Annotated in this window: 17 protein-coding genes; 11 read left to right on the forward strand and 6 right to left on the reverse strand. The window is 31.7% G+C overall.

All coding sequences use genetic code 11. The features are described 5' to 3' along the window. Positions 1-1,348: cytochrome c biogenesis protein ResB (locus WBQ70_RS07390; RefSeq protein WP_423912369.1), on the reverse strand; the 1,348-nt coding region annotated here is incomplete at its 3' end. Positions 1,349-1,548: 200 nt separating this feature from the next. Between WBQ70_RS07390 and WBQ70_RS07395 the strand changes: the two genes are divergently transcribed. The 6 genes from WBQ70_RS07395 to WBQ70_RS07420 all read left to right on the forward strand — a co-directional run bounded on the left by WBQ70_RS07395 (position 1,549) and on the right by WBQ70_RS07420 (position 6,828). Beyond that, a complete protein-coding gene (locus WBQ70_RS07395; RefSeq protein ID WP_423912370.1) occupies positions 1,549-2,322 on the forward strand; it encodes a Rossmann-like and DUF2520 domain-containing protein in 774 nt (257 codons plus the stop codon). After that, positions 2,306-2,833: a KdsC family phosphatase gene (locus WBQ70_RS07400; RefSeq protein ID WP_423912373.1), complete on the forward strand. Its 528-nt coding sequence runs from the start codon at positions 2,306-2,308 to the stop codon at positions 2,831-2,833. Before WBQ70_RS07395 ends, WBQ70_RS07400 begins: the two co-directional genes overlap by 17 nt. Before the next feature lie 4 nt (positions 2,834-2,837). Next, positions 2,838-3,764 carry a geranylgeranylglycerol-phosphate geranylgeranyltransferase gene (locus WBQ70_RS07405; protein ID WP_423912376.1) on the forward strand — a complete coding sequence of 309 codons (927 nt, stop codon included), beginning with the start codon at positions 2,838-2,840 and terminating at the stop codon, positions 3,762-3,764. Beyond that, positions 3,757-4,341: a Maf-like protein gene (locus WBQ70_RS07410; RefSeq protein ID WP_423912379.1), complete on the forward strand. Its 585-nt coding sequence runs from the start codon at positions 3,757-3,759 to the stop codon at positions 4,339-4,341. Before WBQ70_RS07405 ends, WBQ70_RS07410 begins: the two co-directional genes overlap by 8 nt. 10 nt (positions 4,342-4,351) lie before the next feature. Further along, the gene (locus WBQ70_RS07415) at positions 4,352-4,882 is read left to right on the forward strand and encodes a mechanosensitive ion channel domain-containing protein (RefSeq protein ID WP_423912382.1); all 531 of its coding nucleotides are present in this window, start codon (positions 4,352-4,354) and stop codon (positions 4,880-4,882) included. Between the two features lie 122 nt (positions 4,883-5,004). Continuing rightward, on the forward strand, positions 5,005-6,828 hold the full coding sequence (locus WBQ70_RS07420; protein WP_423912384.1) for a hypothetical protein: 1,824 nt from the start codon (positions 5,005-5,007) through the stop codon (positions 6,826-6,828). Positions 6,829-6,970: 142 nt separating this feature from the next. Here WBQ70_RS07420 and WBQ70_RS07425 read toward each other — a convergent pair whose 3' ends face one another. From WBQ70_RS07425 to WBQ70_RS07435, 3 genes are read right to left on the reverse strand one after another with little or no spacing between them, the layout of a single operon-like run. Then, on the reverse strand, positions 6,971-7,861 hold the full coding sequence (locus WBQ70_RS07425) for an exopolyphosphatase (protein WP_423912387.1): 891 nt from the start codon (positions 7,859-7,861) through the stop codon (positions 6,971-6,973). Positions 7,862-7,877: 16 nt separating this feature from the next. After that, the gene (gene ppk1, locus WBQ70_RS07430; RefSeq protein WP_423912390.1) at positions 7,878-9,950 is read right to left on the reverse strand and encodes a polyphosphate kinase 1; all 2,073 of its coding nucleotides are present in this window, start codon (positions 9,948-9,950) and stop codon (positions 7,878-7,880) included. Positions 9,951-9,955: 5 nt separating this feature from the next. Beyond that, entirely contained in the window at positions 9,956-10,441 is a 486-nt protein-coding gene (locus tag WBQ70_RS07435) for a SixA phosphatase family protein (protein WP_423912392.1), read from the reverse strand. Between the two features lie 798 nt (positions 10,442-11,239). On the opposite strand from WBQ70_RS07435, the gene WBQ70_RS07440 reads away from it, so the two are divergent. From WBQ70_RS07440 to WBQ70_RS07455, 4 genes are read left to right on the forward strand one after another with little or no spacing between them, the layout of a single operon-like run. Next, positions 11,240-11,716, forward strand: coding sequence for a hypothetical protein (locus WBQ70_RS07440; protein ID WP_423912395.1), 477 nt, complete (start codon positions 11,240-11,242; stop codon positions 11,714-11,716). 44 nt (positions 11,717-11,760) lie between these two features. Continuing rightward, positions 11,761-16,191, forward strand: coding sequence for a DUF7507 domain-containing protein (locus WBQ70_RS07445; protein ID WP_423912398.1), 4,431 nt, complete (start codon positions 11,761-11,763; stop codon positions 16,189-16,191). A 57-nt stretch (positions 16,192-16,248) separates the two neighbouring features. Beyond that, positions 16,249-17,157, forward strand: coding sequence for a PorP/SprF family type IX secretion system membrane protein (locus WBQ70_RS07450; protein ID WP_423912401.1), 909 nt, complete (start codon positions 16,249-16,251; stop codon positions 17,155-17,157). Between the two features lie 11 nt (positions 17,158-17,168). Next, positions 17,169-19,106, forward strand: a complete 1,938-nt coding sequence (locus WBQ70_RS07455) for an OmpA family protein (protein ID WP_423912402.1) — start codon at positions 17,169-17,171, stop codon at positions 19,104-19,106. Between the two features lie 71 nt (positions 19,107-19,177). Here WBQ70_RS07455 and WBQ70_RS07460 read toward each other — a convergent pair whose 3' ends face one another. After that, positions 19,178-20,320 (reverse strand): formylglycine-generating enzyme family protein, encoded by a 1,143-nt coding sequence (locus WBQ70_RS07460; protein WP_423912406.1) that lies wholly within the window; start codon positions 20,318-20,320, stop codon positions 19,178-19,180. 675 nt (positions 20,321-20,995) lie between these two features. Between WBQ70_RS07460 and WBQ70_RS07465 the strand changes: the two genes are divergently transcribed. Beyond that, entirely contained in the window at positions 20,996-22,939 is a 1,944-nt protein-coding gene (locus WBQ70_RS07465; RefSeq protein ID WP_423912408.1) for a DUF349 domain-containing protein, read from the forward strand. Positions 22,940-23,090: 151 nt separating this feature from the next. Here the strand turns inward: WBQ70_RS07465 and WBQ70_RS07470 are convergent. Then, a partial coding sequence (locus WBQ70_RS07470; RefSeq protein ID WP_423912411.1) for a DNA gyrase/topoisomerase IV subunit A occupies positions 23,091-25,091 on the reverse strand: 2,001 nt, incomplete at its 5' end.

Consider the following 25,091-nt stretch of genomic DNA (forward strand, 5'->3'; position numbering starts at 1 on the left):
ACATTATTGCCATCATAGCGAAGAATAACATAAAGTATCCAAAGTACGTAATATTTGTTCCCCAGAAATCATGGTTTACCGATAATACAGTACCTTTTTCATCTGGATCAAAGGACGACTGAAAAAAACGAAATCCTTTGTGATCTAATACATTATTCATAAATATTCTAGCATCAAAAGGTCTATCTTCAGGATCCAAAACAGTTACTTTACTTTCGAACGAAGAATAACTTTTTTCCGTTCCAGGATATTTTTGTGCAATAAAATCATTTAACTGAATTTTAAACGGTAGTTCATACGCTTTACTACCAAAGAAAAAATTGTAGTCTATATTCCCTATTCTCACTGTTTTTGGCTCCCCTATTTTCCCTTTCGAACCTACAAGTGTTACTATCTTTTCTTGACCATCTGCTTTTATTTTCAGCACTAAAGCATCGTCTTGTCCTTTGGCTTTATAATCGTTTTTAGATTCATAAGCAACAACACCTTTTATAGCTGGATCAGGAAATACAAAACGCATTTCACCAATACTGTATAACGAACGCATCATCAAAGGCTGTACATTATCTTGGGTTACTTTGCCTTGTAATTTATCAGCCATTCGCATAAAACTACCTTCAAACGGTGTCACGATAGTATATTCAGCACCAGTTGTATTAATATTAATAGCGCCATCCGTTTGTTTATTCAATGCAAATAATACGTTGTGAATATTTTGAACTTCACCTGATTTCAAGAAATGTTCATGTCGGCCACCATCTCCAGCTTCCACTATTTTCATATAGATTACGCCGTTTACATCTTCTTTAATATACTCTTTGGCTCCCATGATAAAATCTTGATACACTACTTCAAATGGAGTTTCTGCAAATTGTCCTGAAAGAGTAAAATTATTATTTGTAGCAGGAGAAAGGAATAATGGTTTTTCAAAAGTTTTACGCTTCATCTCCCCTTTGTAGTCACCATCAACCATAACGGTCAAGAATGTTTTATCCGAGTAAAATTGATTTTCTGCAGCACCTTCACGTATAGGCATCATACCTTCATAACTGATATAACGAGTTACAAAAGCCCCTAAAAGAATAAAAACAAAAGCCAAATGTAACATCAAAGTGGCCCATTTTTCTTTTTTAAGCAATTGGTATCTTTTAATATTACCAATAAAATTTATCATAAAAAACACCATGATTCCTTCAAACCACCAGGTATTATAAATTAAAATTCGAGCGGTATCCGTATTGTATTTACTTTCGATAAAAGTACCTGTAGCCATTGCAATTGCAAAAGTTAAAAAAAGAACGGCCATTAATCGTGTTGAAAATAAAAAAGAGAATATTTTTTTATCCATTTTGAGGAAAGATTTACATTTTTTTAAAGTGCGACAAAAGTACTCAAAATTGTTCAGTTGTCTAAGTACTTAGTTGTTAATTAAATCCAAAAACAATAACTAATACATCGGTTTTTTTAGATTACCCATTGAATATAAACTTCGTTGCAAGTGATTCCTGAAACAGTAGTTCTTCCGATTTTTTTGTTAATTTTGCCACTATGGTAAATGTGATATTAATTGGTTCAGGAAATCTAGCCCAACATTTAATTGTGGCTATACAAAACGCTGAAAAATCAGATAATACTATACGTTTGATTCAAGTTTTTGCAAGACAAAAAGAAAGCCTTACTCATCTACTCGATACTGACAAAATCACATCTGATTTTACTAAAATAAAAGAAGCAGACCTTTATATTATTGCGGTTTCTGATGATGCAATTACAGCTGTATCCACACAACTGCCTTTTAAAAATTGCTTAGTTGTACATACCTCAGGTACTCTAAACATGGATGCATTGGATAATAAAAACCGAAAAGGCGTTTTTTATCCTTTACAAACTTTCACCAAAAACAAACCAGTCGATTTTAAAACAATCCCCATTTGCCTTGAAACCACAAATAATAATGATCATGAACTAATTGAAAAAGTAGGACAAACGATCTCAAACACTATTTATAAAATTGACTCACAACAGCGCAAGGCCTTGCATGTGGCCGCTGTATTTGTGAATAATTTCACCAATCATTTGTACCACATAGGAAATGAAATTTGTAATAAAAACCAAATTCCATTTACCATTTTACAACCTTTGATTCAAGAAACGGCTCAAAAAATCCTAAATTTGTCACCACAGCAAGTACAAACTGGCCCAGCAATTCGTAATGACCAAAACACTATTGCAAGTCAGGAAGCCTTTTTGACAAACGAAAATCAAAAAAAGATATATAAAATTCTAACTCAATCGATACAAAACAATGGCAAAAAGTTATAAGGAATTAATGAATGACATCACTACATTTATATTTGATGTTGATGGTGTATTGACTGATGGTTCCGTTTTTATATCAAACGAAGGAGATATGTTGCGTAACATGAATATCAAAGACGGCTATGCCATGAAAGCAGCCATCGAAAGTGGTTATAACGTGTGTATTATTTCTGGTGGTTACAATGAAGGCGTTCGAATACGATTACGTAATTTAGGAATTACTGATATTCATTTAGGTGTTCCAAATAAAGTAGATACTTTTGAGGAATATACGGAATTATACAATATCAAACACCAACAAGTGTTGTATATGGGCGATGATATTCCTGATTATCATGTAATGAAATTAGTTGGATTACCCACATGTCCACAAGATGCTAGTCCAGAAATTAAAACTATTTCAAAATATATTTCGCATAAAAACGGTGGTAAAGGTGCCGTACGTGATGTGATTGAACAGGTTATGAAAGTACAAGGAAAATGGATGGAATATTTTGACGGAAAAAACAATTAATTTGATGAATTTTCTAAAACTCATTCGGTATAAAAATCTATTGATGCTTGCTTTTATGCAATTAGTCTTTCGGTATGGATTTTTGAAATTACAAAATATCCCATTAGCATTAAATGAATGGCAATATGCTCTATTGGTATTGAGTACTGTTTTGATTGCAGGAGCTGGATATGTGATTAATAATATAATGGATCAACATACAGACTGGAATAATAAACCACAAGATGTCATCGTGGGGAAATCTATATCTGAAACTTCAGCTTATAATATTTATATTACACTTAACTGTACTGGTGTAGCGATTGGTTTTTATCTTTCTAATAGTATTGATAAACCTAACTTAGCAGCCTTATTTGTGATCATAGCGGCTACATTATATATTTATGCTAATAGTCTAAAACAAATAGCCATTATAGGTAATATTATTGTTGCATTGTTGCTTTCGATTAGCGTACTTATTATTGGCATTTTTGATTTGTACCCTGTTATTACTATTGAAAACAAACCTCTGTTAGGGAGTATCTTTTCAATACTTTTGGATTATGCAATTTTTGCCTTTATGCTTAATTTTATTCGTGAAATTGTAAAAGACCTAGAAGACATAAATGGCGATTACAACCAAGGAATGAGAACTTTACCAATAATTTTCGGGATAAAAAGAACTTTAATTCTCGTTTTTATTTTAAGTTTAATTCCTATTACTGCTATCGTATATTATATCAAAACCTATTTGATTACCAATAATTTATTCCCAACTATTTTTTATAGTTTGGTTTTTATTTTGGCACCCCTATTCTTTTTTGCTGTAAAAATTTGGACAGCCAAAACACAGAAAGATTTTAATCAATTGAGTACGTTACTAAAATGGATTTTATTTTTTGGGATATGCTCTATTCTAATTCTTACTTTAAACATAAAACACAATGCTTAGCTCTAATATAAAAAAATATCAATTAATCTTAGCTTCGGGTTCTCCAAGGAGACAACAGTTTTTTAAAGATTTAGAATTAGATTTCGAAATTAGATTAAAAGAGATTGAAGAAGTATTTCCGCCAGAATTAAAAGCGGGCGAAATAACAAATTACTTGGCTAAATTAAAAGCAGCAGCATTTGATGGTTCCTTAGCAGATAACGAAATTTTGATTACTAGTGACACCATTGTTTGGCACAATAATAAAGCATTGGGTAAACCAAAAGACAAAGAAGATGCCTTCAATATATTAAAATCATTATCTAATAACACACATGAAGTCATTACTTCTGTTTGTTTTAAATCCAATTTCAAAACTGATTTAATTTGCGAAACCACTAAAGTTACTTTTAATGAATTGAGTGATGAAGATATTACTTATTATATAGACACCTACAAACCTTTTGACAAAGCGGGTGCTTATGGTATTCAAGAATGGATAGGATTTATAGGCGTTTCAAAAATTGAAGGATCTTATGCAAATGTTATGGGAATGCCGGTTGATAAAGTATATGATTATTTATGTAACTTAGGATAAAAAACAAGCCATGATTGTATTTGATAATTTCACAAAAGAAATTTTTTCTTCAGGAATTGTATTGCTTTTAATGATTGTATTACGAATCATTGTTTCTAGTTTGGTACGAAAATTTGCTAACACAACGCATATCATTGAACACCGAACCAATTTAGTGATTAAATACATTCATTTATTAATAAATCTTATGGTTGCCATTTCCTTAATTATAATTTGGGGAGTACAACCTAAAGATATTATTATAGCCGTATCCTCAGTCACGACAGTAGTTGGTGTAGCGATGGTGGCACAATGGTCTATTTTAAGCAATATTACTGCAGGGATTATTTTGTTTTTTTCATTCCCTTTTAAAATTGGAGATATAATCAAAATTCATGATAAAGATTTTCCTATCGTGGGAGAAATTGAAGACATCAAAGCCTTTCATATCACACTAATTACTAAAGAAGGAGAAATCATTGTCTATCCTAATAATTTAATATTTCAAAAAGGTATTTCGATTCTAAAAGATCATTTTGATGATACGGAATTCATTGATTAATTTTTACTAAATAAAAGAAGTAATCTTACTTATATTAAGCTAACTTTATAACTAAAATTTACAATTTATTTTTAACTCAGTCATGCAAAAAAATTGATTTTTATGCATTAATGCTTTTATAAATGCTCCAACATCGAAAAATCATTTTAGCCTTATTTCTACTATTAACATTTTCATTTTCTTATTCACAAAAAAAGAAAACGGAGAAAGATAGTATTGGAATGTATAAAAAGATTCAAAAATATTCTACCAAAAACAATTTTACAAAGTTAGTGCATCGATTAATTTTTGAGCCAATTAATTCTGAACCCAATCAACCACAAACAGAAAAGCAGAAGAATCATAAAATATATAATGGTAAAATTATTCGTAAAATAAACATTACTACATTAGATCCTTTTGGTTATTCAGATAGTGATTCCTTAAAAGAACCTACAAGATGGGAAGAAAGAATAGGGAATAGATTGCATTTAAAATCGAAACATATAGCAATACAAAACTTGTTGCTTTTTAAAAAAGACACTCCTTTTAATGCTCTATTGGTTTATGAAACGGAGCGTATCATACGTTCTCAGCGATTTGTAAATCAAGTTACTATCACTGAAAAACTAACTAGTGTACAATCAGACTCTGTAGATGTCAATATTCGAGTTTTAGATTCTTGGAGTACCGTTCCTGAATTTGAACTTTCTAGTTCCAAAGTTAATTTAGGAATAAATGAGAGAAATATTTTTGGAATAGGCCATCAGTTTGATTACATATTTACCAATCGTTTTGAAGATGGTAAAGATGCACATAATTTTACTTACACCGTTCCAAACATACGAAACTCATTTACTAAAACAGTATTAAAATACCGTAAAGACTTAGATAATTTCTATGACAAAAGTATTTTAATAGAAAGACCTTTTTATTCCTCAATAACAAAATGGGCTGGAGGTATTTATCTTGGACAAGTTTTTAGAAGGGATAGTTTGCAAGCAAAAGATTTGACATATGAATTTCAAAACTTTAAAAGTAGCACACATGATATATGGGCAGGAAAAGCTTTTCCCATTTTTACAAGTGATACCGCAAACTATAAAACTACCAACCTTATACTATCAAGTCGTTTTTTGAATATTAATTATGTCGAAAAACCAGCGGTGGAATATGATACGATTAGTTACTATAATAATGAAAAACAATTATTAATGGGTTTTGGAATGAATACCCGAAGGTTTATTGAAGATAAATACATTTTTAGATATGGTATCACAGAGGATGTGCCCATTGGTCAGATTTACGGAATTACAGCTGGATATCAATATAAAAACCAACAATGGAGACCTTATTTTGGTGCTCAATTTGCTATTGGAAAATATTTTAAATGGGGCTATTTGAGTACCAATTTTGAGGTAGGTACTTATTTTAATCAATCAAAAACAGAACAAACTGCGATTTCCTTTGAATCACATTATTTTACTAAACTACTGCACATTGGAAATTGGAAATTGCGTCATTTTATAAAACCGACAGTCTTGATTGGAATTAATAGACAAAATTCCATTGGAGATTTAATAACTATTAATGAAAATTATGGAATTCCAGGGTTCAACAGTCCCATTTATGGCTCAGATAAAATACTATTGACCTTTCAAACCCAAACATATACTCCAAAAAGCATTGGCGGTTTTAGATTAAATCCTTATTTTAACTATTCGATTGCAATGCTTGGAAATGTTATAAGTAACTTTCCAAATCAAAAGGTATACTCTAAAGTTGGAATTGGAGTGGTTATTAGTAATGACTACCTTGTTTTTAGCTCCTTTCAACTATCTATTTCTTATTACCCAACCATTCCTCTACAGGGAGATTCTCTTTTTAAAACCAATGCTTTTGAAAATTCTGATTTTGGTTTTCAAAATTTTGAATTAGCTAAGCCTAAGACCGTATTCTACAAATAAAAGAATAAGTGTAATTCTATTTCATAGGCCTGTTTCATGCATATATTATTTTGTCATCAAATGTAATTAGAACAGCACAAAAAAAAAACATTTATACAAAGATTAGTACAAATGTCTTTTTTTATATAAATGGAGAGTTTATTTAAATATTTCCAAAATACATGGCCTTTACAATACCATCAGACAGCCCTATTTTAGGAACGTAAATTTGTCTTGCCCCACTCCATTTCATTGCATTTAGATAAATGCGAACAGCTGGTATGATTACATCGGCACGATCAGGATTTAATCCTAATTCAGAAATTCGTTGTTCGTAGGTTAAGGAATTTAAAAAAGCATATTGTGAATTCATATAAATATAAGATAACGGTTTTTCTTGTGTTTTTCCAGACATCTTAAATATTTTATTAATATTCCCACCAGAACCAATCAAGGCTATTTCATCATAATCTGATGTACTTGTTTTAATCCATTTTTCAATTTCGTCCCAAACTATATCGCAAACCATATTATTTAATAATCGAACAGTTCCTGCTTTGAAAGATCTAGAATTCACAATTTTACCATTTGAGAATAACGTAAACTCAGTACTTCCGCCACCTACATCAACAAACAAATACGTTTCCTCTTTTTTTAATAAATGCATTAAATCTGTGGATGCAATAATAGCAGCTTCTTTTTTACCATCAATAATTTCAATTTTAATATCGGCTTTTTTCTTAATCAAAGCCACAACTTCTTTTCCGTTATAGGCTTCACGCATTGCCGAAGTAGCAAAAGCTCTATAGGCTTCCACTTTATGAACTTTCATTAAAAGATGGAATGCTTTCATCGCATCACACATTCTGTTAGCGTTTTCATCTGAAATTTCACCAACAGTAAATGCATCTTGCCCTAAACGAATAGGGACACGTACTAAAGCACTTTTATTAAATTGGGGTTCTTTTCCTTCTTGTTCAACAATATTTACCACTAAAAGACGCATAGCATTCGATCCAATATCAATAGCGGCATATTTTTTTATTTTAATCATTCTTCTTTTTTATGATTTAATTTTTAGAAGTAGTTTCTAATAAATGGACTTTATTTTGATAATACTTATACGTTTCAAGTTGTGCTCTAAATACTGGTTTCCCATTACTATCTTTATATTTATTATCTAATAAATGAGAATGATAGCGTGCCTTTACATTTCCTTTCCAACCTAAATCAAAATTATCAATCAATTCATTTTTAATTTCTTGATCATAAATAGGACAGGTTACTTCTACCCTTCCATCTAGGTTACGTCTCATGAAATCTGCTGATGAAATAAAAACATCAGGTTGACCTGCATTACCAAAAATATAAATCCTAGAGTGTTCTAAATAATTGTCAACAATACTTATAGCTTCAATGTTTTCACTAAGCCCTTTTATCCCGGGGATTAAAGAACATACTCCTCTAACTTCTAATTGAATTTTTACTCCAGCTTTGCTAGCTTCATATAATTTATCAATCATAGGATAATCTGACAAACTATTCATTTTTAATTTGATATACGTTTTACGTCCAGCAAGAGCATGGAGAATTTCTCTATCAATCAGTTTATAAAAACGGGCACGTGTATAATGTGGGGAAACAATAAGATGTTTGTAACGGTGTACTCTATAATTGATGTCAAAAAATTCAAATATTTTAGAAACGTCTTTTAATATTTGCTGATGACTAGTCAATAGAGTAACATCTGTATAGACTTTAGCCGTAGCTTCATTAAAATTTCCTGTTGAAATAAAACCATACCGTTTGGTCTTTTCATTTTCAAGTCTTTCAATAACACATATTTTGCTATGAACTTTTAAGCCTTTAATACCAAAAATAAGTTCAATACCTTCCGTTTGCATTTGTTCAGCATAGGAAATATTTGAGGCTTCATCAAAACGAGCTTGTAATTCAATTTGAACGGTTACTTTTTTACCATTCTTTGCTGCATTAATTAGAGAACTAATGATTTGAGAATTTTTAGCTAATCTGTAGAGCGTAATTTTAATCGAAGTCACTTTTGGATCCAAAGCTGCTTCTCTTAAAAAACGAGTCAAATAAGAAAAAGATTGGTAAGGTGCATTTAATAAATAATCTTTATTACTAATTTTTTGTAACAAACTTCCATCTAAACTCAATCCTGGTATAGGCAATGGTAGATTTTTTTTATATAACAAATCAAACCTACCTAAATTTGGGAAATCCATATAATCCCTTCTATTATGGTATCTTCCTCCGGGTATAATACTGTCTGAAGCTACAATTTTCATTTTTTCTAAAAAAAACTGAAGGGTATCATCTTCTATCAACTGATCATAAATAAAACGGACAGGCTCTCCTATTCTTCTATCTTTTACACTAGTAGAAATTTTCTCTAGCATACTCTTACTCAAATCGCTATCAATCTCTAATTGAGCATCACGACTAATTTTAATCATGTGAGCTGAAACGGTTTCGTACTCAAATATATTGAAAATACTTTTTAAATTATGTCTAATAACATCATCAATAAGAATAACGTATTGTTTATCTCCTGTTGAAGGTAACACCACAAAACGATTCATTGTTTTAGGAATTTCAATAATAGCATATCGAACTTCCTTATTTTTCATTGCTAATTTAATGGCCAAATATCCCATATTATCTTTCAATAATGGAAATTCAGCCAAGTCATTAAGGATTATGGTAACTAATTCAGGACTTAATCTTTGGATAAAAAAATCTTTCAAAAAGATTTCCTGTTCCAATAAAATTTCATCTTCATTTATAATAAAAACATTTTGAGCCTCTAATTCTGTTTCTATTTCTTTAAAAATATTTAAACTCTCGGTTTGATGTTGAATTACAATTTCAGTAATATCTTTGATTAATTGTTGCGCTGTAACCCCTCCTAATATTTTTTCTCCAGTTTTGCCTGAAAGACTTAACCTTCGAATAGCGGCAAAACGAACTCTGAAAAATTCATCTAAATTATTGGAAAATATTCCTAAAAAACGCAATCTTTCTAAAAGAGGTACTGATTTATCTGCTGCTTCTTGAAGTACTCTCGCATTAAATGCTAACCAACTTTTTTCTCTATCTATATATTTTTGTTCTGGCACTAGTTCTATTTTAAATCTTTAGGAATTACTATTTTCTTTATTTTCCCTTTATCTATTCGATCCCAATTATTAGTTTCAAATTGTAAAGATACAAAGCCCGAGGTAGGAACGTTGCTAATAAAAATATCACCAAATTTATTAACAAAATTTGTAATGGCACCATTATGTCCAAAAAGAATAATGTTATCAAACGAATTATCGCAGGATTTGATAATTTTTTCTAATTGTATTTCATCAAAAGTGTATAACTCTTTTTTAAATACAATACTTTCAATTGGCGCCATTAAGTTTTGCGCAAAAATCATGGCTGTATCTGAGGCTCTTTTGGCTATACTACTCCATATAACGTAGGTATTAGGAATATAATTAAATGTATTTAAAGAAACCAGATGCGCATCTTTCATTCCTCTTTTATCCAATGGTCTATCAACATCTTTTAGTGGAGCATCCCAATTTGATTTACCATGTCTTATTAATATTAAATTTTTCATTGTTTCCTTTTTACAAAATTAAATTCCGAAATAGAAAGATACAATTTTTATTTAAATATAGAATTAATAAAAAATCAAATTTAAGTTAAAATGCAGATGATTTCTCATTATAAATAGTTATTGCTGTATACACTACCAAAGGGTTAACTAGTTTTATTATACCGAGTTAGATCTGTCATTAAAAGGGAAAAAAAGAGACTAAAAAACAACTCCTATATCGTTGATTAATAAAGTCAAACAAAAACAATTAATGGTATTTACTAAATTTTCAAATGGTTTTTTATGTTTTTAAACGAGTATTTAGGTTGTTCAAAGACAAAACAATCAATCAAAACATAAATATTCATAAATTTAATAAAAACTTTAAAGTTTTGAGAATTTATCAATGATTTAAATATGTTATATAGTTATTAATACATATTTACGACAAAACATGATAATATAAAAAAACTTAAACGCAACTAAAAATAGTTTAGTATTCTACTCTAGTCGATGATGAATGACATAAAAACTATTTAGGAAAGATGGTGTAATGAATCCCCCAATTTCACTCATTAGACATCACTAATTTATAATAAACAGAACACTTCGGATAGATTTAATATCAAAATGTACTACTTAGTAAGTTAGTATAATTAAGAAAACTCAATATATACCCACTATTATTTTTTTATAATTAAAAACCAAAAAAATATGAAACCTAAAACTACGCTAAACCTGTTTAAGATTTTTTTTTCGTTTAAAATTCAAAAAAAACAAGCTTTTTTTAGCGGTTTTATTTTGGAAAGAAAAATAAAAATGAATTATAATATCTTTCTTATTATAATGTCATTATTCATTCCCACGGTGTTTTTTGCCCAATCTAATTCATGTAATGCTGATTTAAGAGTTGAAAAAGATAGAAATTCGCAAAGCACATCTACAAATGCTGCTGCATTGTATAGTATGGTTTTGACTAATAAATCATCCATACCAACGAACTATTCACTAAATGCGTTTAATATAAACAGCACTTGTTCCAATACTGATGGAACTAGCTCTACAGAAAATGTAAATATTGAAACAACTTTTTTAGATACTAACAAACAACCCATTTCTAGTATTTCGATAAATGCAGGTGAATCAGCTACCTTTTTTGTAAAAACTACCGTTCCAAACGGAACTATTTATAACAAATGGTCTTGTACACAGGTAAATGCTGAATCTACAACTTGTTCTAACTACAAAGTAAATACTGTTTTACACACTCTTGTCATTAATCCAAATGAAGATTGATTAAATACAACATCATTAGGACATTCACCCTAAAACTTTTTAAAATGAAAAAAATTTTACACTTATTCACGAGTCACATACAGGGAATTAAAAAAATACATTTTGTATCGATGTTTCTATTTGTAACTTCTTTAATAGTTGGGCAAACCATCACTACATCTAAAACTATTACTAGTTCATCCTGTGGAGTAATAGATGTACAGTTAGGATTTACAGGTGTTAATCCTGCAAAAGGCCCTGTAGAAGTAATATTAGTTATTGATGTTTCAGGTAGTATGGGATCAAGTTCTGGTTCTCCAACTTCCTTGAGTCGCGCACAAGATGCTGCTGTAGCCTTCGTTAATAAAATTTTAGCTACTCCTACTGACACTAATGGGTTAAATCCTACTGGGTTAAACCGAGTAGGTCTTGTCTCATTTAGTGGGACAGCCTCTCTAAAAAGGGCATTAACATCATATACTAGCAAAAGTAATTTATTAACCGAAATAAATAATCTTACTGCAGGTGGAAGTACAAATAATCAAGATGGTCTTGTAAAAGCCGATAAAGAATTTACAGACAACGGAACATTTAATTGCAATACCACTAGAAGTATTGTTTTATTGACAGATGGTGTTACGAATGTAACTGGTTCTTCTGGCTCAACTACAAATTGTAGTACGCCAACTTATCCAGCAACATCAACCTGTATAACAGCAGCTATACAAGCGGCAACAAATGCTAAAACAACTCAAAAAGGGAGTCCATCAGTAACTTATAATAATCAAATATTTTCAATAGGACTTTTTGGAGGAATATCAGGAAATAATCAACAGGTAGCTGAATATACCTTAAAAAATATCAGTACGTCTAATGCTAGTCCTTATTATTTTCAAACCGAATCCGCTGCCGATTTAACCACTATTTATACTCAAATAGCAAATCAACTAAATTGGGTTGCTAAAGACCTTATTGTTACAGAAACGATACCCACTGGTTATGGAATTAGTAGTGTGACTTCATCAAGTGGATCTATTACTCCTGCTACAATTCCTATAACTGGTCCCGCAACGATTACTTGGACTAATAATTTGTTGACTACTACTCCTATTACTTTAAATTATAAACTAACACCTAATGGAACTGTATGCGGAACTCAAAAAGTAAGTACAACTGGATATAAATATGTTAACTCAACATGTACTGAAGTAACCAATCAATCAGTTGCTACAGATGATTATTTCATAAATTGCAAACCTGTTTTAACAGGTGCTTCTTCAGTTTGTACTGGTGATACAGGTTCTGTATATAGTGTCCCAAATATATCTGGCCACACTTACTCTTGGAATGTCGTGGGCGGTATAATAACAGCTGGAACAGGAACAAATTCAATAACAGTAATATGGGGAGCAGCTGGAGTAGGAAAAGTTGATATTACAGAAACAATATCAGGTTGTTCTTTGACTACAACACAGAATGTAACAATAAATCCCTTGCCTGTAGTTAGCGCAGGAAGTCCTTTTACTAAATCCTGTACTAACAATATTGCTGGTGGAACAATTGGAGAAACAGCTGAAGCTGGACATACTTACGCTTGGACATCCTCTCCATCTGGATTTACATCATCTTCTGCAAATCCTTTTGTGAATCCTACTGTAACAACAATTTATACGGTGGTAAAAAAAAATAGTACTACTGGATGTACAGCTACAGCTAATGTTACTGTTACAGTTTCAATTTCAACACCTTCTGCTTCTATAACAGCACAAACCAATGTGAATTGTTTTGGTGGAAATAATGGAAGTGTCACTGTTGCGGGAGCTAATGGAACACCTAATTATACTTACTCTAAAGATGGGACTACTTTTGTAGCAAGCGGAGCTTTTGCAAATCTTATTGCTGGGTCTTATACTATTACCGTTAAAGATGCTAATGGATGTACTACAACACAACCTGTAACTATCACACAGCCTGCTGCGGCATTGTCTGCTTCTATAACAGCACAAACCAATGTGAATTGTTTAGGTGGAGATAATGGAAGTGTTACTGTTGTGGGAGCTAATGGAACACCTAATTATACCTACTCTAAAGATGGGACTACTTTTGTAGCAAGCGGAACTTTTGCAAATCTTATTGCTGGGTCTTATACTATTACCGTTAAAGATGCTAATGGATGTACTACAACACAACCTGTAACTATCACACAACCATCCGCTCCTATCAATTGTTCAATAACTCAAAACAAAGCAGTTAGTGCTAATGGTTTAAGTGATGGTCAAGCAACTGTAACCCCTATTGGTGGTAATGGTGGATATACTTATTTATGGGATAATAACGAAACTACCGCAATAGCAATTGCTTTAAATGTAGGATCACATTCTGTAACAGTTACCGATAGCAAAGGTTGTAATACAACATGTCAAGTAACAATTACCCAACCTAATGTTTTAGCTTGTAATATTACCCAAAATGCTCCTGCAAAATGTTATGGGGACAGCAATGGTATCGCAACTGTAACTCCTCTTGGTGGTAATGGCGAGTATACCTACTTATGGGATAATAACGAAACTACCGCACAAGCCGTGGCTTTGAATGGAGGAACACATTCTGTTACTGTAAAAGATAAATTAGGATATACTACAACTTGTGAGGTAATCACTGGACAACCACAAGCTCCATTAACAGCAACTGCTGTAATTGTGAATAACCATAACTGTATAGGTTGCGCTAATGGAAGTATTAATATTACTCCATTAGGTGGTACTAGTCCTTATACCTATACTTGGTCAAATGGAGCAACAACAGAAGACATATCATTTTTACCTAAAGGGAAATATGATATTGAAATAAAAGACGCTAACGATTGTACTGCAAATTATACCTATTACATAAGTGAATCTGAAATAGAAATTCTAAAAGATGCTGTTTATGAAGACACTAATAAAGATGGTATAACAAATGCTTTTGACAAAATCATTTATAATTTTAAAGTAACTAATACTGGTAATGTTACCTTAACAGGCATAACCGTAACGGATAGCAAAGCAATTATCTCTGGTGGACCAATCACTCTTGAACCAGGTATGATTGATGACACCACTTTTAAAGGAGAACATATAATTGTTCAAGAAGATATTGATAAAGGATTCTATTATAATATAGCTTTAGCAAAAGCAAAAGATAACGAAAACAACGATGTTAATGATACATCGTCTGACATTACTCCTTGTACTACCTGTCCAATTGATCCAGAATGTCCTGATTGTACTATCACAGACTTGGAAAAAACACCTAAATTATCTATAACTAAAACAGCTTTATCTGCTAGTTATAGTGTAATTGGTGATGAAATTAAATATTTAATTGTCATTAAAAATACAGGTAATCAAACCCTACACCAAGTTGTAGTAACAGACCCGCTAACCAAATTAAACGTTACAATTCTAACATTGGATCCAGGTGAAACAAAAGAATACAATCAAACGTATATTGTCACTGCGGAAGACTTAAAAGTAGACTCTATCTTAAATGTTGCTAATATAAAAGGGGTAACGCCTGATAATAAACCAATTGAAGAAACAGACGATGCTATAGTCAACAAAAAAACAAATCAAATTAATGCCGTTAATGACTCCTTTGACAATATAGGATGTAACAAATTTGGAACCGTAGGGAATGTATTAGCTAATGATCAATTAAACACTACTCAAGCAACAATACAGTTAGTTTATTTTACTTTAAACTCAGGTGGAAATCCAAATATTACTATTGATCCTGCTTCGGGTGATGTTATAGTTGGAAGTGCAACACCTGCTGGAATTTATACTTATTCATACAAAATTTGTGAAAAAACAAATCCAGACAATTGTGATGATGCCTCTGTAACAATTACGGTACTTGAAACAGCACCAATAACAATTAAAAGTGAGGCCTGTAACGCAGATACTGCAACTGTTGATTTGAATAGTTTGTTACCAACAGACATCGATACAACTGGTGGTACTTGGATAGATACAACTAATTCGAATGCTCTGAATGGAAGTTTCTTTTCACCTTATCAACTCGCACTTCGAGATTATACTTTTGAATACAAAATAACTAACGGTAATTGTCCTAGAAGTATTTTTGTAATCGTAACGGTGAACTTTGATTGTAAGGTATTAGGTTGTCAATCCATTATAGTACATAATGCTTTCTCACCTAATAATGACGGATTAAATGAAGTTTTCAAAATAGATGGTATTGATGATATTATATGTTATCCTACCAATAGTGTTGCAATCTACAACCGTTGGGGAATATTAGTATATGAAACTCAAGGGTATGATAATGTGACTAAAGTATTTAAAGGTTTTTCAGAAGGAAGAACTACAGTTAGTCAATCTACTGGACTATCTGCAGGAACTTATTTCTACATTTTACATTATACCTCTTTTGATGGAAGTAACAATTCCATAAATAACACTAAGGATGGATATTTATATCTTACTAAATAATATAACTCAAGTCTAACGCCTGAGGACTAACGTCCTCAAGTTTAAAACCTAAACCAAATGAAAACAAAAATATTTTCTTTCGTTTTGATGTTTACAGCCATAGTAAGTTTTGCACAACAAGATTCGCAATTTACTCAATATATGTACAACACAATCAATGTGAATCCCGCATATGCTGGATCTAGAGGAGCGCTAAGTATATTTGCTTTACATCGTGCGCAATGGGTTGGACTTGATGGAGCACCTATTACTAATGCTATCTCCATCAACACCCCCTTGAATAATAGTAGACTTGGAATAGGAGTTTCTTTTATCAATGATAGAATAGGACCACTTAATGAAAACACAATATCAGCTGATTTATCTTATACAATTCCTGTTTCGGAAACTTATAGACTTTCTTTTGGAATTAAGGCAGCAGCAAATTTATTTGACTTAAATGGCAACAAATTGAACCCTGAACAACAAGGTGATCCAACGTTACAAAATTTTAATAAATTCAATCCTAATGTAGGTGCTGGTGCCTACTTACATTCTGACAAAGGATACATAGGTTTATCCATTCCTAATTTTATTGAAACCAATAGATATGACAATAATGAAGTTGCCATATTTAAAGAAAAAATAACCTACTATTTAATTGCAGGATATATATATGATTTGAATAATTCTATAAAATTTAAGCCTGCACTTTTAGTAAAAGCGGTTGAAGGAACCCCGCTTCAAGCTGATATTTCGGGAAATTTTTTATTTTTTGATAAATTTAATATTGGTATTTCTTATCGTTGGAGTGCTGCTATAAGCGCAATGGCAGGATTTCAAATTTCTGATTCGATGTACATTGGATACGGATATGACCGAGAAACTTCCAAGCTGAATAATTACAATTCTGGCTCCCATGAAATTTTCTTGCGCTATGAGATTTTCAAAAACAATAATAAAATCACAACTCCAAGATTCTTCTAAAATTAATTATTATGAAAAATATTCTACTCCTATACATCACTGTAGTAAGTGTTTTTTCGCAAAACATTTATTCGCAAAAAGCACAATTAGCTTCTGCTGATAAAAAATATGACAACTTTGCCTACATTGATGCAATAAAAACCTATGAAAGAGTTGCTGAAAAAGGATATAAATCTGCTGATATGTTCCAGAAACTAGGTAATGCCTATTATTATAATGCTCAACTGGATAAGGCAGCAAAATGGTATGGTGAATTATTTGCCATAAAACCCGACATGGAATCAGAATATTACTTTAGATATGCACAATCATTAAGAGCTATCGGTGAAAACAAACAAGCCAATGCGATGATGGAAAAATTCAACCAACTATCAGGAGATGATAACCGTGCCAAACTATTTGAAAATAATAGAGATTACCTAGCAGAAATAAAAGCCAATTCAGGAAGGTATAAAATAGACGATGCAGGAATCAACTCTAAATGTTCAGATTATGGAACGGCAGTCTATCTCAACAAACTAGTTTTTACTTCCGCTAGAGACACAGGAAGTTTAGGACAGCGCAAACACACTTGGACGAATCAGTACTTTACTAATTTATATATGGCTGATTTAGGTGACGAAATGACGCCAGGAAGTCCTAGTAAATTTGATAAAAATATAAACTCAAAATTCCATGAAGCAACTCCTACATTTACTAAAGATGGAAAAACAATGTATTTTACTCGAAACAACTATCTCGATGGAAAAAAAGGGAAAGATGGAAAAGACATCACTTTAATCAAAATATACAAAGCTAGCTTAGAAAACGACAAATGGGATAAAATTGTAGAAATGCCCTTTAATAGTAATAATTACTCCACAGCACATCCCGCATTAAGTCCTGACGAAAAAACATTGTATTTTGCCTCAGATATGCCGGGCACATTAGGATTGTCTGATTTATATAGTGTTAAAATAAATGAAAATGGTACTTATGGAAATCCTGAAAACTTAGGCAAAAGTATCAATACGCCTGGGAGAGAAAGTTTTCCGTTTATCAGTGGCGACAATGAACTTTACTTTGCCTCTGACGGACATCCAGGTGTAGGAGGTTTAGATATATTTGTTTCCAGAATTAATGAAGACGGGACTTTTAATGAAGTTCAAAATGTAGGAGCTGATATAAACTCACCCAAAGATGATTTTGCTTATCTAATTGATACTAAATCGCGAAGAGGTTTTTTTAGTTCCAATAAAGAGGGCGGAAAAGGATACGATGATATTTATAAATTCTTAGAAACAAGAAAACTTACTTGCGAACAAGAACTTTTTGGAAAAATAACAGATGAAGATTCTAAAGAGTCACTTCTTCATACTAAAGTTAGTTTGTTTGATAAAAAATTCAAAGACATCTCTTCTATGATGACTGATGACAAAGGAATGTATCATTTTACAGTAGAATGCGGAAAAACATTCTACGTGAGAGCCGAAAAACCTGAATACACCACCAAAGAAGAAAAAATTTCTGTTGGCAAGGATAATGGAAAGACAGAACTTAATATGGCCTTAGAAAAAATTAGCTGTAAAGTTTTCATTGGAGATGATTTAGGAAAATGCTTTGGTATTAAAATGATTTATTTTGATCTTGATAAATCTAATATTAGACGTGAAGCAGCTTTAGACCTAGAAAAAATACTAGATGTATTAAAACAATATCCAAATATGAAACTCGATATTCGTTCGCATACTGATTGTAGAGCTTCGTTCAAATACAATGAAGCCTTATCAGACAGAAGGGCTAAATCAACTATCGCTTGGTTAATTGAGAATGGCGTTACGGCTGATAGACTTACCGGTAAAGGCTATGGCGAATACCAATTAGTAAATAAATGTTCCGACGGTATAAAATGCACTGAAGAAGAACACCAACAAAACAGACGTAGTCAATTTATCATTACTGATTTATAATTTTTTTTTTAGTATTAAAAGAAAACCCGCAAAAATTAATTATTCTTGCGGGTTTCATACATATTTTTAATTTACTTTACACATCTAAAACCTAGATGATTTGCTGCTGATCTAATTTCGCCATTTCCTCTTGTTCCTACCATATATCGGCTACAATATTCACTCGTACATAAAAAAGAACCTCCACGATGTACCCGTTTCTTTTCATTATTTCCTGAGGTATCATAAGGAACTGTTTCGGGTCCCTTTGGATTACTAACGACTTTTCCGTCTTTACTTATTTCATCATAATACGTTTCACTATACCAATCATACGCCCATTCCCAAACATTTCCTGCTACATCATATAATCCATATCCATTTGGCTTATATTGTTTTACCGGTGCAATCCCAACAAATCCATCTTCACCTGTATCTCCTTTAGTTATAGGGAATTCACCTTCAAAAATATTGGCTTGAAATTTACCATTTACTTTTAAAGTATTACCCCATGCATATAAATCTCCTGCTTTGCCTCCACGAGCAGCAAATTCCCATTCTGCTTCCGTAGGTAATCTTTTCCCAGCCCATTGCGCATAAGCCACTGCATCTTCATAAGCAACATGAACTACTGGATAATTTCCTTTTCCTTTAATAGAACTATTAGGTCCTTCAGGATGTCTCCAATCAGCTCCTCCTCTGAAATCCCACCATTGAATATAATTATTCAAATCAACTTTTCCTGGCGTCGGCTTAAAAACAGCCGATCCAGCAATTAAATATTCTTCAGGGATATTAGGAAACTCTTCAACTGTTGGTTTAATTTCGGCTACCGTTACATAACCTGTTGCCTTTACGAATGCTTCATATTGATCATTTGTAACCTCTGATTCGTCCATCCAGTATCCATCTACATATACACGGTGAATTGGAGTGGCATCTTTAGTAATACCTTTAATACTACATAAACTTTCATCAGCAACATCACTTCCCATTGAAAATTCTCCTCCTGGAATCCAAACCATCCCTTTGGGTGCAGTAATATTAGGTTTATTATTTTTATTTTCAATTGTAGGTTTAAACAACTCACTTCGTGTTTCAGAATTCAGATCAGAACAATCCTGAGCAACATCTTTATTTGGACTTTTAACATATTGGGTATATCCAAAAGCTATTGAAACAATACCAAGGCCAGCCAATGCATACAACCCGATTTTTTTTTGTTTATTATTCACTAGAATTTAATTAAGAATGGTTTAATAATTAAGTATTATTTCAAATACTTTTTTTCAGAACAAACAAAGTTCTCATTTTCCAACATAATATACTATAAATTGTTTTATTTTTTTAAATAATTTAACGTTTAATTCTATCAAAAAAGACAATTTATGAATTATAGAAGAGATTTGATAAGAAACGTACTAGGAAATACAATGCTGTCAAAATAACAAGTAGTGACACCAGTAAACTAATTAAATTGATAATAAAATTTGGGATAAATTTTAATCTAGGGTGAGTAAAAACAGAATCTCTGTTCAATTTTTCATGAAGCTTCTTTTTGGCACTATTAATTTTCTTTTTGATAGCTGTTCATTTTTAGGATAATCTTCTTTAAACAAATATCGTCTATTGAAAGTTATCGGTTTATCTAATCTAATTTAGGGATTTTTTTTTAAAATAACACACTTTATGTCCTCCTCTAACCTATTAATTTTCTTTATAATATAATAAAATTCGATATAAGTCTAATGATTAAATAATAGAATTTCAGATGGTATAAATACAATCGACAGGTCTAAATCTCCAGTTTTTTCGAACAAAATCAGTCTAAACAAAAGAATTGTTTTGTATTTCAACCACTCTTCACTATCTTTCGTGTTCATATAATACGAACCTTAAACATTGAACCAATGTTAGAAGAACAGCACGATAACCTGCATGATGCAGATGGAAATTTAATCACTGATTCAAACGAGTCAGCATCAGGAGCAAATACAGAAGATAGTACACTAGTAGCACCCGAAAATTCAGCTACTAACGAAAATCAAAAAGCATTGAACGCCATCGAGGAATCGAATGCAGAAGAAAGTGAAGACGAAACCTTAAAGGATCGTCATGAAATTCCTATGCTTGACTATGATACCTTATCTATGGAGTCATTAGTTGATGAATTGCAAAAACTTGCTTCAACTGATAAAGTAATGTCTATCAAAGAGCATATCAATGAAATAAAAAAAGCCTTTTTAGCTAAATACAATCATTTCATTGAAGAAAAAAAGGAAGAATATCATGCTGAAAATCCAGATACAACAGAAGATTTTCAATATCACTTACCTTTAAAAGTAACCTTTGATCATTTATATACCGAATATAAAAACAAAAAAAATGCGCATTTCAAGAGTTTAGAAACCAACTTGAAATCCAATTTAGAAAATCGTTTGGCAATCGTCGAAGAGCTGAAGGAGCTTATCAATCCGCAAGAGAATATTAAAGATACTTTAAAACATTTTAATGAGTTAAGAGAGCGTTGGAAAACTGCAGGATCTATACCCAAAGACAAGTACAATCACGTTTGGAACAACTACCACTTTCATGTTGAGAATTTTTATGACTATCTACACTTAGATAGAGAAGCTCGCGATCTAGATTTCAAACACAATTTAGAACAAAAACAAAAAATTATCGAGCGCGTAGCGGAACTTGTTAACGAAGAAGACATTAACAAAGCGTTCAGAGAATTGCAAGATTTACACCGTATTTGGAAAGAAGACATTGGTCCAGTTTCAAGAGAGAATCGTGATCTGATTTGGAATCAGTTTAGTGATTTCACCAAACAAATCCACGACAAAAGAGAAGTTTTGTTTGAAAAACAAAGAGAAAATGAAGTGGTTAATCTAGAAAACAAAAAGGCAATTATTGCTGATATTGAAAATCTAGGAACTATTAAAGTAAACAGTCACTCACAATGGTTGCAACAAATTGAAAAAGTAGAAACATTAAGAACTGCTTTCTTTAACGCTGGAAAAGTACCATTGGATGTCAATGAAGAAACGTGGGCTGCATTCAAAACAGCGGTTAGAAACTTCAATTCCTTTAAAAACTCTTTTTATAAAGAAATAAAAAAAGACCAAAATGATAATTTAGTCAAAAAAAATGCATTAGTAGCTAAAGCTATTGAATTACAAGAAAGTACTGATTTTGCAGCTACCACTCCTATAATGAAGAAAATTCAGGACGAATGGAAACAAATTGGTCATGTTCCAAGAAAGTATTCTGATAAAGTTTGGAAAGAATTCAAAGCGGCTTGCAATCATTATTTTGACCGCTTAAAAGAGGTTAAAAACGAAGAAAATGGTGAAGAAGTCGAAGCTTTTGATAAAAAGAAAGCCTACTTAGAGACCATTCGAGAGTTCCAATTAGTTGGTGACCATAAAACCGATTTAGATGCCATAAAAGCACATATCGAAACTTGGAAAAGCTTTGGAAAAGTCCCTTTTCAAAGAAGACATATTGAAGGGAAATTCAATAAAATTCTAGATGCTCTTTTTGACAAGTTAAGTCTAAGTAAAAAAGAAGGTGACTTGATGCGTTTTGCTAATCGAATTGATAGTTTATCTGAAAATAATGATACTCGAAAAATAGAAAATGAGAAAATTTTTATCATTAGAAAGATTGACGAATTACAAAATGAAATCTTCCAATTAGAAAACAACATTCAGTTTTTTGCCAATACAAAAAATGCTAAAAAAGAAAATTCCATTGTATTAGAAGTTCGCAAAAACATTGCCATTCACAAAGAAAACCTTGACATTTGGAAAGAGAAATTAGCACAATTACGTAATTTGAATCAATAAAAAAATATATAATCACTAGAAACCAATTCTAGAGAGACACTAAAACCTCAAAGTTCAGCTTACTTTGAGGTTTTTTTGTAAAGATCTATATTATAATAAAAAGGCTGTCTACCACGAGACAGCCTTTATCTTTTAATTATATATATTTTATTTAGAAAAGCACAACCTGACCATCATCATCTAATTGCACATCTGCATCATCATCCTCATCTGAACTTACCTTCTTTTCAGGTACTTCTTCTACAGGTGCTTCATATGGCAAAGATTCTAATAAATTTACTTGCTTTAACTTATCTGTAGTCAATTGATTTCCTAATGCTTTAAAACCTTTTATAGCTATAAAGGCCTCCACATCAATCGTAATACTATCTTTTTGAACTCCTTTGATTTTTGGAAAAACCAATTCGGCGACTGGGCGATAATCCGTTGAAACAATTTCTAGTCTTGAATTAGGATGTTCAGTGATAATGAGTTCTTCCTTATTTTCAGTTTCCACCAAGAAGCGTTTTAAATAGTAACGTTCTTTTTCACCATCGAAATAAATTGCCGAAATTGGTTTTTTGGGAATCCATTTCTCTAATACAATCATATCTTCGTCAAAATGAGTAGACAATTCAGGCGTAATCACTTTGATTTTTCCCGATTGTTGGATAATCAAAATTTTATCACTTGGTCTAAATTCACCAAGCAATTCTCCTCTTGCATCTACATTCAAACGCTGAACAGTATCATCAAACCAAACCTTTCTAGGCAGTAAGGTTGAAATCCCTTTCTCTTTGATTTCGATTTTCTTGATCGGATACTTACTGGCAATATTTCCTTTACTTGAACGTCCTTTGATTGCCATTTTGGCAAAATCGAGATCGTATTTTAATTTTTTTATCGTTCCTACTTGACGTAAAATAATCGTAATTACCTCAGCCTCACCATTTGGATTATGTGTAAAATACAATATCTGAGAACCTTTGGTACCATTAGTCAAATCATATAATTTGTCTCTAGTAACAGCAGTAACATTAAAACGCTTGATATACGACGGACCTGATTTCCCATCTCGATAAATAATATTGTAAATCGTACGTTTATCACTTTTATCAAAAATAGAAACATGAATAATATCTTTTCCAATAAAAGTTTTTGCATCTACTTTAGTAATCATCATACTACCATCTCGCAAGAAAACAATCACATCATCAATATCAGAACAGTCCGTTACATATTCGTCACGCTTCAAACTTGTTCCAACAAATCCTTCTTCCTTATTAACATATAGTTTTGTATTACGTAAAATAACTTTAGTAGCTTCGATATCATCAAAAACACGAAGCTCCGTTTTACGTTCACGACCTTTTCCGTATTTCTCTTTTAGTTTAACAAAATAAGCAATTGCAAAATCCGTTAGGTGTTCTAAATCATGTTTTACTTGTTCCATTTCAGCTTCTAATTTGGCCAAAACATCATCTGCTTTATCCGAATCAAAACGGGTAATACGAATCATAGGGATCTGCGTTAACTTTTGCAAATCATCATCATTAATATCACGCACAAAACTTTCCATAAAAGGCTCAAATCGCTTATACATGTACTGAAATAAATTCTCCTTATCAGAATACAATTTGAAATCAATATACATTTCTTCTCGAATGAATATTTTTTCGAGGGTTGAAAAATGCCATTTGTTTTCTAATTCATCCAATTGAATTTCAAGCTCCTTTTTCAACAAATCTACAGTTCTATGAGTCGAAATTTTCAGCATTTCAGATACTCCAATAAACAACGGTTTATTGTCTTCAATCACACAACCTAGTGGCGCCACCGAAGTTTCACATGCCGTAAAAGCAAACAGTGCATCAATGGTTTTATCTGGAGAAACTCCAGGATAAAGATGTATTAAGATTTCAACATCTGCAGCGGTGTTGTCTTCAATTTTTTTGATTTTGATTTTCCCTTTATCATTCGCTTTCAATATACTATCAATAAGCGTGGTAGTATTAGTAGAAAATGGAATTTGAGTAATTACCAAAGTATTTTTATCAAGCTGAGCAATTTTCGCACGCACACGCACACGACCACCACGCAAACCATCATTATAATTAGAAACATCCGCAATACCTTCTGTCATAAAATCAGGGTAAAGCGTAAATGATTTTCC

It is taken from the genome of Flavobacterium sp. (assembly GCF_049590715.1).
Classification (GTDB): Bacteria; Bacteroidota; Bacteroidia; order Flavobacteriales; family Flavobacteriaceae; genus Flavobacterium.

What these genes read in the sequence shown, in the direction of transcription:
- WBQ70_RS07400 (WP_423912373.1), top strand. Translation starts at nt 2,306, where the DNA reads ATGGCAAAAAGTTATAAGGAATTAATGAATGACATCACTACATTTATA.
- WBQ70_RS07455 (WP_423912402.1), top strand. Translation starts at nt 17,169, where the DNA reads ATGAAAAATATTCTACTCCTATACATCACTGTAGTAAGTGTTTTTTCG.
- WBQ70_RS07445 (WP_423912398.1), top strand. Translation starts at nt 11,761, where the DNA reads ATGAAAAAAATTTTACACTTATTCACGAGTCACATACAGGGAATTAAA.
- WBQ70_RS07410 (WP_423912379.1), top strand. Translation starts at nt 3,757, where the DNA reads ATGCTTAGCTCTAATATAAAAAAATATCAATTAATCTTAGCTTCGGGT.
- WBQ70_RS07425 (WP_423912387.1), bottom strand. Translation starts at nt 7,861, where the DNA reads ATGATTAAAATAAAAAAATATGCCGCTATTGATATTGGATCGAATGCT.
- WBQ70_RS07415 (WP_423912382.1), top strand. Translation starts at nt 4,352, where the DNA reads ATGATTGTATTTGATAATTTCACAAAAGAAATTTTTTCTTCAGGAATT.
- WBQ70_RS07395 (WP_423912370.1), top strand. Translation starts at nt 1,549, where the DNA reads ATGGTAAATGTGATATTAATTGGTTCAGGAAATCTAGCCCAACATTTA.
- WBQ70_RS07420 (WP_423912384.1), top strand. Translation starts at nt 5,005, where the DNA reads ATGCTCCAACATCGAAAAATCATTTTAGCCTTATTTCTACTATTAACA.
- WBQ70_RS07465 (WP_423912408.1), top strand. Translation starts at nt 20,996, where the DNA reads ATGTTAGAAGAACAGCACGATAACCTGCATGATGCAGATGGAAATTTA.
- WBQ70_RS07450 (WP_423912401.1), top strand. Translation starts at nt 16,249, where the DNA reads ATGAAAACAAAAATATTTTCTTTCGTTTTGATGTTTACAGCCATAGTA.
- WBQ70_RS07440 (WP_423912395.1), top strand. Translation starts at nt 11,240, where the DNA reads ATGAATTATAATATCTTTCTTATTATAATGTCATTATTCATTCCCACG.
- WBQ70_RS07405 (WP_423912376.1), top strand. Translation starts at nt 2,838, where the DNA reads ATGAATTTTCTAAAACTCATTCGGTATAAAAATCTATTGATGCTTGCT.
- WBQ70_RS07435 (WP_423912392.1), bottom strand. Translation starts at nt 10,441, where the DNA reads ATGAAAAATTTAATATTAATAAGACATGGTAAATCAAATTGGGATGCT.